General features: G+C 71.6%; 11 protein-coding genes. 10 read left to right on the top strand and 1 reads right to left on the bottom strand.

Going from position 1 to position 12527, the window contains the following annotated elements; all coding sequences use genetic code 11:
* Positions 1–101 precede the first annotated feature (101 nt).
* Together MFF42_RS03350 and MFF42_RS03345 are read left to right on the top strand one after the other, a co-directional pair.
* A complete protein-coding gene (locus tag MFF42_RS03350) occupies positions 102–3209 on the top strand; it encodes an efflux RND transporter permease subunit (protein ID WP_238254498.1) in 3108 nt (1035 codons plus the stop codon).
* 227 nt (positions 3210–3436) lie between these two features.
* Positions 3437–3994: a TetR family transcriptional regulator gene (locus MFF42_RS03345; RefSeq protein ID WP_238254497.1), complete on the top strand. Its 558-nt coding sequence runs from the start codon at positions 3437–3439 to the stop codon at positions 3992–3994.
* Between the two features lie 158 nt (positions 3995–4152).
* Here MFF42_RS03345 and MFF42_RS03340 read toward each other — a convergent pair whose 3' ends face one another.
* Entirely contained in the window at positions 4153–5601 is a 1449-nt protein-coding gene (locus tag MFF42_RS03340; RefSeq protein WP_238254496.1) for an aminotransferase-like domain-containing protein, read from the bottom strand.
* Between the two features lie 358 nt (positions 5602–5959).
* Between MFF42_RS03340 and MFF42_RS03335 the strand changes: the two genes are divergently transcribed.
* The 8 genes from MFF42_RS03335 to MFF42_RS03300 all read left to right on the top strand — a co-directional run.
* Positions 5960–6442, top strand: a complete 483-nt coding sequence (locus tag MFF42_RS03335; protein ID WP_012452016.1) for an MSMEG_0572/Sll0783 family nitrogen starvation response protein — start codon at positions 5960–5962, stop codon at positions 6440–6442.
* 83 nt (positions 6443–6525) lie between these two features.
* Complete coding sequence (locus tag MFF42_RS03330) at positions 6526–7602, top strand: Nit6803 family nitrilase (protein WP_238254495.1); 1077 nt, start codon at positions 6526–6528, stop codon at positions 7600–7602.
* Complete coding sequence (locus MFF42_RS03325; RefSeq protein WP_238254499.1) at positions 7556–8659, top strand: MSMEG_0568 family radical SAM protein; 1104 nt, start codon at positions 7556–7558, stop codon at positions 8657–8659. Before MFF42_RS03330 ends, MFF42_RS03325 begins: the two co-directional genes overlap by 47 nt.
* On the top strand, positions 8656–9201 hold the full coding sequence (locus MFF42_RS03320; protein WP_238254494.1) for an MSMEG_0567/Sll0786 family nitrogen starvation N-acetyltransferase: 546 nt from the start codon (positions 8656–8658) through the stop codon (positions 9199–9201). The genes MFF42_RS03325 and MFF42_RS03320 overlap by 4 nt, the downstream gene beginning before the upstream one ends.
* Positions 9201–10199: a sll0787 family AIR synthase-like protein gene (locus MFF42_RS03315; protein ID WP_238254493.1), complete on the top strand. Its 999-nt coding sequence runs from the start codon at positions 9201–9203 to the stop codon at positions 10197–10199. Before MFF42_RS03320 ends, MFF42_RS03315 begins: the two co-directional genes overlap by 1 nt.
* Positions 10196–11392, top strand: coding sequence for an MSMEG_0565 family glycosyltransferase (locus tag MFF42_RS03310; RefSeq protein WP_238254492.1), 1197 nt, complete (start codon positions 10196–10198; stop codon positions 11390–11392). The genes MFF42_RS03315 and MFF42_RS03310 overlap by 4 nt, the downstream gene beginning before the upstream one ends.
* On the top strand, positions 11385–11666 hold the full coding sequence (locus MFF42_RS03305; protein WP_238254491.1) for an MSMEG_0570 family nitrogen starvation response protein: 282 nt from the start codon (positions 11385–11387) through the stop codon (positions 11664–11666). Before MFF42_RS03310 ends, MFF42_RS03305 begins: the two co-directional genes overlap by 8 nt.
* Positions 11667–11746: 80 nt before the next feature.
* Positions 11747–12527: NAD(P)-binding domain-containing protein (locus MFF42_RS03300; protein WP_238254490.1), on the top strand; the 781-nt coding region annotated here is incomplete at its 3' end.

The following is a 12527-nucleotide window of genomic DNA, read 5'->3' as shown; positions in this document are numbered from 1 at the left end:
GGCCTCGATCCGGGCGACCGGATCGTGGCCCTGGGGGCCCATCTCCTGAAGGCCGACCAGAAGGTGCGTCAGGCGCCCTCCAGCATGACGGGGGTGGGGCGATGAGCGGCTTCAACCTCTCGGCCCTGGCGGTCCGCGAGCGGGCCGTCACGCTCTTCCTGCTCATCGCGCTGACCGGCGCGGGCGTCTTCGCCTTCCAGAAGCTCGGACGTGCCGAGGACCCGGCCTTTACCGTCAAGGTCATGACGGTCTCCGCCGCCTGGCCGGGCGCGACCGCCGAGGAGATGCAGCGCCAGGTCGCCGACCCGCTGGAGAAGCGGCTGCAGGAACTCGTCTACTACGACCGGACCGAGACGACGGTCCGGCCCGGCCTGATGACGACCAAGGTCATCTTCAAGGACAACATGCCGCCGTCGAAGCTCCCGTCGGAGTTCTACCAGGCCCGCAAGAAGCTGTCCGACCAGGCCGCCAGCCTGCCGCGCGGCGTGCTCGGGCCGTTGTTCAACGACGAGTTCTCGGACATCTACTTCGCCCTCTACGCGGTGCAGGCCAGGGGCCTGCCGCATCGCCAGCTGGTCCTGCGCGCCGAGGACCTGCGCCAGCGCCTGCTGCGGGTGCCGGGCGTCGAGAAGATCAACATCCTCGGCGAGCAGGCCCAGAAGATCTTCGTCGAGATCTCCTATCAGCGCCTCGCCACCCTCGGCATCAACGGCCAGCAGCTCCTGGCCGCGCTGGCCAACCAGAACGACGTGACGCCCGCGGGCTTCGTCGAGGCCGCCGGACCGCGCGTCTACCTGCGCCTGGACGGGGCCATCGACAGCCTGGACGCGATCCGCAACCTGCCCGTGGCGGCCGGCGACCGCAGCCTCAAGCTGGGCGACATCGCCGAGGTCAGGCGCGGCTACGAGGACCCCAGGACCTTCGAGATCCGCAACGACGGCGAGCCGGCCCTGATGCTCGGCCTCGTGATGAAGCCGGGCTTCAACGGCCTCACCCTCGGCCAAGCGCTGAACGCCGAGGAAGTCGCCATCCACCACGAGACGCCCGCCGGCATCACGTTCACCAAGATCACCGATCAGGCGAAGGTCATCGACGACGCCATCCACGAGTTCATGGTGAAGTTCTTCACCGCCCTCGGCGTGGTGATCTTCGTCAGCCTCGTCGCGCTCGGCTTCCGCGTCGGCATCGTGGTGGCGCTCGCCGTGCCGCTGACGCTCTCGGCGGTGTTCGTGGTGATGATGCTCACCGGCCGCGACTTCGACCGCATCACGCTGGGCGCCCTGATCATTTCGCTCGGGCTCCTGGTCGACGACGCCATCATCGCCATCGAGATGATGGTGGTGCGCATGGAGGAGGGCTACGACCGGATCGAGGCGGCGACCTATGCCTGGAGCTCGACCGCCGCGCCGATGCTGACCGGCACGCTGGTCACCATCGCGGGCTTCCTGCCCGTCGGCTTCGCCGCCTCGACGGCCGGCGAGTACGCCGGCAACATCTTCTGGGTGGTCTCCTTCTCGCTCATCGTCTCGTGGATCGTGGCGGTGACGTTCACGCCCTATCTCGGGGTGAAGTTGCTGCCCAACATCAGACGGGTCGAGGGCGGACACGACGCCATCTACGCCACGAAGAATTACGAGCGCCTGCGGCGCGTCGTGCGGATGTCCGTCGATCACAAGTGGCTGGCGGCCGGCATCACGGTCGGCTTGTTCGCCGCCGCGGTGGTCGCCATGGGCCGTGTCGAGCAGCAGTTCTTCCCGAACTCGGAGCGACCCGAACTCATCGTCGAGGTCACCCTTCCGGCGGGCTCGGCCTTCGCCACCACCGAGACCAGCGTCAAGGCGATCGAGGCGGCGGTGCGGGCGCTGCCGGAGGCGCGGGAGATCACGAGCTATATCGGCCAGGGCATGCCGCGCTTCGTGCTCTCGTTCGATCCCGAGTTGCCCGATCCGGCCTTCGCCCAGATCGTGGTCCAGACCGCCGACGCCCATGCCCGCGACGCGTTGCGCGTGAAGGTGCGTCAGCTCGTGGACGAGGGTCGCTTCCCCGAGGCGCGGGTGCGGGTGCTGCAGATCGTGTTCGGGCCGCCGGTGCGCTTCCCGGTCGCCTTCCGCGTGGTCGGGCCGGATCTCGACGTCATCCGCGGCATCGCGGCGGAGGTGGCCGAGGCGATGGCCTCCAACCCCAACATGCGCATGGTCCATCTCGACTGGGGCAACAAGACCCCGAACCTGCGCCTCGCCCTCGACCAGGAGCGCCTGCGCCTGATCGGTCTGACGCCGAAGGAGGCCGGCCAGCAGCTGCAGAACTACCTCAACGGCACGCCCGCGACCCAGGTGCGCGAGAACCTGCGCTCCGTCGACGTGCTGCTGCGCAGCCCCGGCCCCGAGCGGCGCTCGCTCGGCGACATCGGCGACCTGACGCTGGCGACCAAGGACGGGCGGCAGGTGCCGGTCTCGCAGGTCGCCCGGCTCGAGAGCCGCTCCGAGGACGCGGTCCTGAAGCGCTACAACCGCGAGACCTATATCCGCGTCCAGGGCGACGTCCTGGACGGCAAGCAGCCGCCGGACATCCACGCCCAGGTCTTCCCGCTGCTCGACCCGATCAAGGCGAAGCTGCCGCCGGGCTACCGCATCGACACGGCCGGCTCGGTCGAGGAGAGCGTGAAGGCGCAAAGGTCGCTGGCGGCGGTGTTCCCGCTGATGCTGTTCGTGACGCTGACGGTCATCATGATCCAGGTCCGGTCGTTCTCCGCCATGTTCATGGTGTTCGCGACCGCCCCGCTCGGCCTCGTCGGGGCCGCGCCGACCCTGCTGATCTTTCAGCAGCCCTTCGGCTTCAACGCGATCCTCGGCCTGATCGCGCTGTCGGGCATCCTGATGCGCAACACGCTGATCCTGGTGGACCAGATCCATCACGACCAGGCGGCGGGTCTGTCCGACTACGACGCCATCGTCGAATCCACCGTGCGGCGGGCCCGCCCGGTCATCCTGACGGCGGCGGCCGCGATGCTGGCCTTCATCCCGCTCACCCACTCGGTGTTCTGGGGGGCGCTGGCCTACGTGCTGATCGGCGGCGTGGGCGTCGGCACCCTGCTGACGCTGCTGTTCCTTCCTGCCCTCTACGCGCTCTGGTTCCGGGTGGCGCGGGAGCCGCGGGGGAAGGAGGCCGCCTCCGGGCTCCACGCCGTGCCGATGCCGGCCAAACCCTGACACGGGACACCCCTTCGACGCCCCGCCTTCGGGGCCGACCGGGATCGCGCGTTCGTCCTCCGAACGTGCGATGCGTCGACCGGCCTGCGACTCCTGCCCACCTCGCGCAGGCCGGTCGATCCGCTCTCCTCACGCCATCGAACCGTCGGAGCTCGCCCCACCGGTCGTCCTTCAATACATGACTTGATACATCTATATGATCATCCGCAACGGCGAAGGATGGTAGGATGCCCAGGGTCTCGCAGGAGCAAGCCAAGCTGAACCGCCAGCGCGTCGTCGAGGTCGCCTCCTCCCTGTTCCGGGAGCGCGGCCTGCACGGGATCGGCGTCGTGGACATCATGGCGGCCGCCGGCCTGACCCACGGCGGCTTCTACGGTCAATTCGCCAACAAGGACGCCCTCGCGGCCGAGGCTTTCGATGCCGCGATCGGCGCCGAGTACCAAGCGAACCTGGACGCCTTCATCGAGAACTATCTCTCCCTCGGACATGTCCGGACGCCCGGGCGGGGCTGTCCCGTCGCCGCCCTGGTGAACGACGTCGGTCGGGAGCCGTCCGGAAGCGCCCTGCGGTCGCGGTTCACCCATGCGGTCAAGGGTCTCGCCGGCCTCATCGCGGACAGGCTGCCCAAGAGCTCGAAGGAGCGGCGCCGGCAGCGCGCCCTGGTGGCGCTGTCGACCATGGTCGGGGCGGTGGTGCTGGCGCGGGGTGTCGACGACGAGGCCTTGGCCGACGAACTGCTCGAGGCGGCGCGCACCACCGTCCCTGGCTCGGCCGGCCCGGGATAGCGCTCTCAGAACTCGATTGCCCCTCGCGAGGTGAAATCCTCAGGGATCGACGCCGAACGGCCGGGTCGGCACCGAGTGTCCCCCGCGACATCCGATGGGCCCCTGCGGTTTCTCCGCCATCATCGGGCAAGGCCCGTGGTGATCGCCCGGAAACCGTCTCAGATGTAGGACGAGGCCAGGGCCGGCGAACCTTCGAGCGCGTGGGCGAGCACTTCCAGGCCGTGCGTGATCTGCTGCCGGGTCGAGGGGCCGCCGAGGCAGAGGCGCACCGCCTCCGGCGGCGTCCCGGCCACGCAGAACGGGTCGCTGCCGACGACGCCGAGCCCGGCCGACCGTCCCTGGCTGGCGAAGGCCGAGCGCGTCCAGCCCTCCGGCAGGGTGATCCAGCCATGGAAGCCGTGCGGGTCGGCGGTGTAGGTTCCGGCCGGCAGGAGCGAGGCCGCGATGCGTTGGCGGGCGCTGGACTCCTCGCGGACGAACTGCACGATGGCCTCGGCCGTCCCGTCCATGATCCAGCGCGTCGCCAGGGCCGTCGAGATCGGCGACGCCATGACCGTCGCGGCCCGCAGCGCGCCGCCGAGCGGCAGGGCCGACCGGGCGCTCGGGGCGATCAGGAAGGCGAGGCGAAGCCCGGCGCCCAGGCACTTGGCGAGGCCCGCGACGTAGTAGGTGATCTCCGGCGCCAGTTCCGCGAAGCTCGGCGGCGGGGTCGGGCAGATGCGCGCGTAGGCGTCGTCCTCGATGAGGGTGACGGCGTAGCGGCGCGCCATTGCGATCACCGCCTCCCGCCGCGACCGGGGCAAGGTCGCCGTGGTGGGGTTCTGCAGCAGCGGGTTGAGGTAGAGGGCCTTCGGCGCGACCTTCGTGCAGGCGGCCGCGAAGGCGTCGGGATCGACCCCGTGCCGGTCCATGGGCAGGTCGACGAGGCGCAGCCCAAGATGTGCCGCCAGCGCGCGGATGCCCGGATAGGTGATGCGCTCGGCGCAGATGGTGTCGCCCGGCCGCGCCACCTGCCCCAGCACGCCGAACAGGGCGCTGTGGGTGCCCGGACAGATCAGCAGGCGCTCCCGCGGCGCGACGATGCCGCGGCCCTTCAGCCAGCGCAAAGCCGCCTCCTTGTCCTCGTCCGTCCCGCCGAAGCCCTGGTAGCGCAGCAGGTTGCCGAGGTTGCCCGACAGCTCCGCGAACGAGGCCTGCATGCGCGCCTGCAGCGCCGGGGCGTCGGGCTCGGGCGGCAGGTTCATGGTGAAGTCGACCGGCCCGGTCCGCGCCGGGCCGCCGGGACTGACCGCCTGGGCCGCCTGGGCCGGGCGCGCCGGATCGAGCACGAAGGTCCCCTGGCCGACGCGTCCCTCGATCAGGCCGCGCTTGCGCGCCTCGACGTAGCCGCGGGAGACGGTGGTGAAGTTCAGGTCGAGGGCCTCGGCCAGGGCGCGCTGCGTCGGCAGGCGCGTGCCCGCAGCCAGGCGCCCCGTCCGGACATCCTCGGCCAGGGCTTCGACGATGGCGCGGTAGCGAGGCTTGCCCCAGCGCTTCAGGTCCGGCGTCCAGGCCCCGGTCACGCCGGCCAGAGAGGCCTGCCGCCCGTCCCGCTCCGATGATGTCATCTGCCTCGTATCCGACGATCATGCGATCAATGTCGAATTGTATGGCTAGCAACTGTCATACCGCAACCTCGACCCCTCCGCCCCGATCAGTCGATCCATACAATGCGGCGGATCGCCGAACCTGGAACGTGCAGGCCCAGGCGCCAAATCGAGCAGCAGCCGCTCTGTCGTTAGGCAGCCGCATGGATCGATGTCGGGCAGCGCGCGGGCGATATTGATCGTATTATTGATCGCATTACTCTAGGCCACATTGATCGGTGCATTGATGGAAGTCGATTGGCACACCGCTTGCCATGCTCTGCCCGCGGCCGTTCGCAGCGCTGCCTGCCGCGGCCCCTGCCATCAAGGAGCGAGAGCCATGCCTGCCGTGAACCGCGAGCCCCACAAGAAGGGCGACTTCCTGGTCGATTACGAGGAGAAGGTCTTCGAGGACGTGAAGGCGGAGCCGGGACAGAAGGCGCTCGTCACCTTCCACACCGTCGCGTTCGAGGGCTCCATCGGCCTCGTCAACCTGCTCCAGGCCACCCGCCTGCAGCGCAAAGGCTTCGACACCTCCATCCTGCTCTACGGCCCGGGCATCACGCTGGGCGTCCAGCGCGGCTTCCCGCGGCTCGGCGACGAGGCCTTCCCGGGCCACCTCAACTTCAACAACCAGCTTGAGAAGTTCATGGCCGAGGGCGGCAAGGTCTATGCCTGCCGGTTCTCGACCCAGGCCCTGTACGGGCACGGCGAGGCGGCCTTCATCGAGGGCATCCGCATGATCAACCCCCTCGACGTGCTCGACTGCATCCTCCTGCACAAGCGCGACAACGCGGTGATCATCGACACCTGGACGGTCTGAGCGGGCGTCCAGGTCCGCCGACGGCCCCGTCGCATCCGGCGGCCGCCCCCGACGCGGCCGCCGTCACAGCCGGAGGATCATCCATGTCAGAGAACCGGATCGTGCGGGCCGCCGCCGTCCAGATCGCGCCGGACCTCGACCGGCCGGACGGCACCCTGGAGCGCGTGCTCAACGCGATCGACGAGGCCGCCGCCAAGGGCGCGCGCTTCATGGTCTTCCCCGAGACCTTCGTGCCCTACTATCCCTACTTCTCCTTCGTGCTGCCCCCGGCGCTGCAGGGCGCGGAGCACCTGAGGCTGTACGAGCGGGCGCCGACCGTTCCGGGCCCGCTGACCCAGGCGGTCGCCGCCGCCGCCCGCCGCCACGGCGTCGTCATCGTGCTCGGCGTCAACGAGCGCGACCACGGCTCGCTCTACAACGCGCAGCTGATCTTCGACGCCGACGGGAGCTTGAAGCTCAAGCGCCGCAAGATCACCCCGACCTACCACGAGCGCATGATCTGGGGTCAGGGCGATGGCGCCGGCCTCGATGTGGTCGAGACCGCGGTCGGCCGCGTCGGGGCGCTGGCCTGCTGGGAGCACTACAACCCCCTCGCGCGCTACGCCCTGATGGCGCGCCACGAGGAAATCCACGCGGCCCAGTTCCCGGGCTCGCTGGTCGGCCAGATCTTCGCCGACCAGATGGAGGTGACGATCCGGCACCACGCCCTGGAGGCGGCCTGCTTCGTGGTCAACGCCACCGGCTGGCTCACCGACGAGCAGGTGGCGCAGGTCTGCCCGGACGAGCGCCTGCGCGGCGCCTGCCGGGGCGGCAACTGCACCGCCATCGTCTCGCCCGAGGGCAAGCACCTCGCCGACCCGCTCGGCCCCGGCGAGGGCATCCTGATCGCCGACATGGACCTCGCGCTGGTGACCAAGCGCAAGCGCATGATGGACGCGGTCGGCCACTACGCCCGGCCCGAGCTGCTCAGCCTCCTCCACGACGACCGTCCGGCCTCGTTCGTGCACCAGCCGATCCGTTCCCAGACCGTTTCCCGGAGCCTCGACCATGAGCAGCAGCCCGCTTCCGACGAGCCTTCCCCCGGTGCCGCCGGTCGTGGCGGGCCTGGTCGGGATGCCGACGGAGCGCCTGATCAACGCGTTGCAGTCCTACGGCGTTAGGCTCGCCGACAGCCGCGCCGGGGCGCCGAGCCGCCGCGGCGGGGCGGGCCCCTCCGACCACAAGGCGATGACCATCGCCGGCCGCACCGTGATGGTGCCGGTCCACACCGAGACCGCCTTCGAGTCGCCGTTCCTGGTGCGCCGACCGGACGCGAACGGGGTGTCGGTGATCGAGCACGACGGCGTGGTGATCGGGCAGGCCACCTTCCCGGGCAAGCCCCGCTTCTACGCGCTCTCGACCTTCGACGGCGTGCCCTACGCGAAGATCGCGGTGCTGCACGGGCGGGACGTCCTGGCCACCACGGTGCTGCAGACCTGCATCCGCTACGCGAGCCGCACCAAGACCTGCCAGTTCTGCTCCATCGGCCAGTCGCTCGCGGCCGGTCGGACCGTCGCGCACAAGACGCCGGAGCAGTTGGCCGAGGTCGCCCGCGCGGCGGTGCTGCTCGACGGCGTCAAGCACATGGTGATGACGACCGGCACGCCGAACGCGACGGACCGGGGCGCCGCCGTGCTCTGCGAGAGCGCGTTCGCCGTGAAGGCGGCGGTGGATCTGCCGATCCAGGCGCAGTGCGAGCCGCCGGACGACGACCGCTGGTTCGAGCGGATGAAGGCCGCGGGCATCGACGCCCTCGGCATGCATCTCGAGGCCGTCACCCCCGAGGTGCGGGCGCGCATCATGCCCGGCAAGGCGAGCGTGCCGCTGGAGCGCTATTACGCGGCCTTCGAGGCGGCGGTTCCGGTCTTCGGGCGGGGGCAGGTCTCGACCTACATCCTCGCCGGCCTGGGCGACACGCCGGAGGCCATCCTGGAGACGGCCGGGCGCCTCGTCGGCCTGGGCGTCTATCCCTTCGTGGTGCCCTTCGTGCCGATCTCGGGCACGCCGCTGGAGAGCCATCCGGCCCCCGGCCCGGACTTCATGCACGCCGTCCTGAAGCCGCTCGCCGAGATGCTGGCCGCCGCCAACCTGCGCTCGACCGACATCAAGGCCGGCTGCGGGCGCTGCGGCGCCTGCTCGGCGCTCTCCACCTACGAGCGCGCGGGGGCGGCGGCATGATCCTCGAACCCGTCCCGCCGTACCGGCCGAGCCACTTTCGCGTGAAGTTCGCCACGAGCGCCTGGGAGCGGCGCGCCTGCGCGGCGTTGCGCCGGCAGGTCTTCTGCGCCGAGCAGGGCATCTTCACGGACGACGACCGCGACGCCATCGACGCGCACGCCATCCCGATCTGCGCCCTGTCGACGCTCGGCGGCGACGCCGACGCCGTGGTCGGGACGGTGCGCATCCACGAGGTCCCGGAGCGTCCCGGCGAGTGGTGGGGCTCGCGCCTCGCCGTCGCCCGGGAATTCCGCGGGACCGCCGCACTGGGGGCCGGGCTCATCCAGGTCGCGGTCTCCTCCGCCCACGCGAGGGGCTGCACCCGCTTCCTCGCCCACGTGCAGGAGCGGAACGTGCCGCTGTTCGCGGCCCTGCACTGGACGAGCCTCGACACGGTCGCGCTTCACCGCCGTCCGCACCACCTGATGCAGGCGGACCTCGCGGCCTACCCGCCGATGCACGATCCCGAGCACGGGCTCGTCACCCTCGCCAAGGCCGCGTGATGAGCGCGGGCTTCGACCTCCAGGCCCTGGCGCACCAGATCCGCGGCGCCCGCGGCCTCGCCCACAAGCGCGACATCGACGCCGTGGTCGCGCGGCTCGGGCTGAGCAGCCGCCCGTCCGCGGTGCCGGTCGGCGACGATTGCGCGGCCATCCCCGACGGCGACGGACACCTGCTCCTGGCCATCGAGGGCTTCCTCGACGGCTTCGTGGCCGCCGACCCGTACTTCGCGGGCTATTGCGGGATCATGGTCAACCTGAGCGACGTCGCCGCCATGGGCGGGCGCCCGCTCGCCGTCGTCGACGCGATCTGGAGCCGGGATGCCGCGGCGGCGGACCCGATCCTGGCCGGCCTGTCCGACGCGGCCGCGCTCTACGGCGTGCCGGTGGTCGGCGGCCACACCAACACCCGCGCGGCCGCGGGCAACCTCGCGGTCGCCGTGCTCGGCCGGGCGGGCCCGCGCCTGCTGACGAGCTTCGACGCGGCGCCGGGCGACGACCTCGTCGCCGCCATCGACCTGCGCGGGCGCTTCCGCGAGCCGCACCCGTACTGGGACGCCTCGACCGGCAGCCCGGGCGAGCGCCTGCGCGGCGAACTCGCGCTGCTGCCCGGACTCGCCGAGGCCGGGCTGGCCCGCGCCGCCAAGGACATCAGCATGGCCGGCGTCGTCGGCACGGCGCTGATGCTGCTCGAATGCTCGGGGGTGGGCGGGCTCATCGACCTCGACGCGATCCCGCGCCCCGACGGCGTCCCGCTCGCGCGCTGGCTGACCGCCTTCCCGAGCTTCGGCTACCTCGTGAGCGTCCGACCCGACCGCACGCCGGCCGTGCTGGCGCGCTTCGCGGAGCGCGGCATCGCCGCCGCCGCCGTCGGCCGGCTGGACGCGAGCCGGGTCGCCCGGGTCCGAGGTCGCGCGGACGCCGGAGAGGCCGTGGTCTGGGACTTCGCGGCCGGCCCGCTGATCGGGTGCGGCCGGACCGATGCGGGAGACGCCTCGTGACCGGCCTGCGCATCGCCATCCTGACCCACTCCACCAACCCGCGCGGCGGCGTGGCCCACTGCCTCTCCCTGGCCGAGGCCCTGTGCGCCCTCGGCCACGAGGCCGTGGTCCACGCGCCGGACCCCACCGGCCGGGGCTTCTTCCGGGCCGCGGCCTGCCCGACCGTGACGGTGGCCGCCAAGGCCCCCAAGGCCGCCGAGGCCGCCGAGGCCGCCGGCACCGTCGCGCTGGTGCGGGCCCGCATCGAGGACTACCTGCGCCACTTCGCGACGCCGGCCGCCTGCGACTTCGACGTCTTCCACGCCCATGACGGGATCGGCGGCAACGCCCTCGCGACCCTGAAGCACAGGCGCCTGATCCCGGGCTTCGCGCGCACCGTCCACCACATCGACAGCTTCTCCGATCCGGTGCTGGCGGAGTGGCAGGACCGCTCGATCCGCGAGGCCCGGCGCCTGCTCTGCGTCAGCCGCACCTGGGGCGACTGGATCAGGGACGACCTCGGCGTCGAGGCCGACGTGGTCGGGAACGGGGTGGACCTGTCGGCCTACCGGAGCGAGCCGGCCGAGGCGGATGCGGTCGTGCGTGCGCGCTGGGGTCTCGGCGCCGGGCCGGTGGTCCTCTCCGTCGGCGGGTTCGAGGCGCGCAAGAACACGGCCGGCATCGTCGCGGCCTTCGCGCGCCTGCGCCAGCGCCACCCGACGGCGCAGCTCGTGGTCGCCGGCGGCGCCTCGCTCCTCGACCACGCGGCCTACCGCGCCCGCTGCCGGGCGGCGCTGTCCGCGGCCGGGCTCACGGTCGGCCCCGGCGCGGCGGTCGTCGAGACGGGCCCGGTCCCGCAGGCCGAGATGCCGGCGCTCTACCGGCTCGCCGACGTCCTGGCCTTCCCCTCCTGGAAGGAGGGCTTCGGCCTCTGCGTGCTGGAGGCGATGGCCTGCGGCACGCCCGCCCTCGTGTCCCGCCAGCCGCCCTTCACCGAGTACCTGACGCCGGCCGACGCCCTCTTCGTCGATCCCGCAGACCCGGACGACATCGCCGACGCCATGGCCGCGGCACTGGTGCCGGACACCCGCGCCCGCCTGCGCGCCTCCGGCCTGACGCGGGCCGCCGCCCATTCCTGGCGCGGCTGCGCGGAGCGCCACCTCGACGCCTACGCGGCCTGCGCCCGCGTCCCACAGGAGCCGATCCATGCCTGAGATGCGCTTCCACGTCCGCTGGCCCGACGGCCGGCGCGAGGCCTGCTACTCGCCCTCCCTCGTGGTGAAGGACTTCCTCACGCCGGGCGAGAGCTACGCCGTCGACGACTTCGTCGAGAAGACCCGCACGGCCCTCGCCATCGCGAGCGAGCGGGTGCGCGAGAAGTACGGCTTCGCCTGCTCCTCGGCCCTGGACCAGCTCGCCCGCATCGAGGCGGCCGCGGCGCGGCAGCCCGCCGGCGGCCGGGTCACCGTCGAGACCTTCGAGCCCTGAGCCGGCACCGCTTCCCAGATCGTCACGCCCAGATCGTCTCGCCCAGATCGTCTCGCCCAGATCGTCACGGAGTTTGCGCCATGACCTCCACGCCCCGTCACGTCCCGGTCGTCATCGTGGGAGGCGGCCAGGCCGGCCTGTCGGTGAGCTACCACCTCAAGCAGCGCGGGATCGAGCACCGCGTGTTCGAGAAGAGGACCGCCGCGCACAGCTGGGCGACGCAGCGCTGGGACAGCTTCTGCCTCGTCACGCCGAACTGGCAGTGCGACCTGCCGGGCCACCCTTATGACGGGCCGGACCCGGACGGGTTCATGAAGAAGGACGAGATCGTCGCCTACCTCGCGGCCTTCGTCGCCAAGGTGGACCCGCCGATCCATGAGGGTGTCACGGTCACGCGCGTCGCGCGGCGCGAGGACGGCCTCTTCTCGGTCCAGACCTCGGAGGGCGACTACACCGCGAACGAGGTCGTCGTCGCGTCCGGCGGCTACCACACCCCGATCATCCCGCGCATGGCCGAGAAGCTGCCGGGCTCGATCACGCAGATCCACTCGAACCAGTACCGCAACCCGGCCCAGCTGCCCGACGGCGAGGTGCTGGTCGTCGGCTCCGGGCAGTCCGGCGCGCAGATCGCCGAGGACCTGCACCTGGCCGGCCGCACGGTGCACCTGGCGGTGGGCGACGCGCCCCGCTGCGCCCGGTTCTACCGCGGCCGCGACGTCGTCACGTGGCTCGCCGACATGGGCTACTACGAGATGACCGTCGACAACCATCCGCTGCGCGACGGCGTCCGCGACAACACCAACCACTACGTGACGGGCCGCGACGGCGGGCGCGACATCGACCTGCGCCGCTTCGCCATCG

This window comes from Methylorubrum podarium (genome assembly GCF_022179745.1).
Taxonomy (GTDB): Bacteria; Pseudomonadota; Alphaproteobacteria; order Rhizobiales; family Beijerinckiaceae; genus Methylobacterium; species Methylobacterium podarium.
The sequence above is the reverse complement of the archived record's forward strand: the minus strand, read 5'-3'. Positions and strand labels throughout refer to the sequence as shown.

Coding starts and splice junctions, on each gene's coding strand:
- MFF42_RS03320 (WP_238254494.1), top strand. CDS start 8,656: ATGATCCTCGAACCCGTCCCGCCGTACCGGCCGAGCCACTTTCGCGTG.
- MFF42_RS03305 (WP_238254491.1), top strand. CDS start 11,385: ATGCCTGAGATGCGCTTCCACGTCCGCTGGCCCGACGGCCGGCGCGAG.
- MFF42_RS03335 (WP_012452016.1), top strand. CDS start 5,960: ATGCCTGCCGTGAACCGCGAGCCCCACAAGAAGGGCGACTTCCTGGTC.
- MFF42_RS03345 (WP_238254497.1), top strand. CDS start 3,437: ATGCCCAGGGTCTCGCAGGAGCAAGCCAAGCTGAACCGCCAGCGCGTC.
- MFF42_RS03315 (WP_238254493.1), top strand. CDS start 9,201: ATGAGCGCGGGCTTCGACCTCCAGGCCCTGGCGCACCAGATCCGCGGC.
- MFF42_RS03350 (WP_238254498.1), top strand. CDS start 102: ATGAGCGGCTTCAACCTCTCGGCCCTGGCGGTCCGCGAGCGGGCCGTC.
- MFF42_RS03325 (WP_238254499.1), top strand. CDS start 7,556: ATGCCGACGGAGCGCCTGATCAACGCGTTGCAGTCCTACGGCGTTAGG.
- MFF42_RS03330 (WP_238254495.1), top strand. CDS start 6,526: ATGTCAGAGAACCGGATCGTGCGGGCCGCCGCCGTCCAGATCGCGCCG.
- MFF42_RS03340 (WP_238254496.1), bottom strand. CDS start 5,601: ATGACATCATCGGAGCGGGACGGGCGGCAGGCCTCTCTGGCCGGCGTG.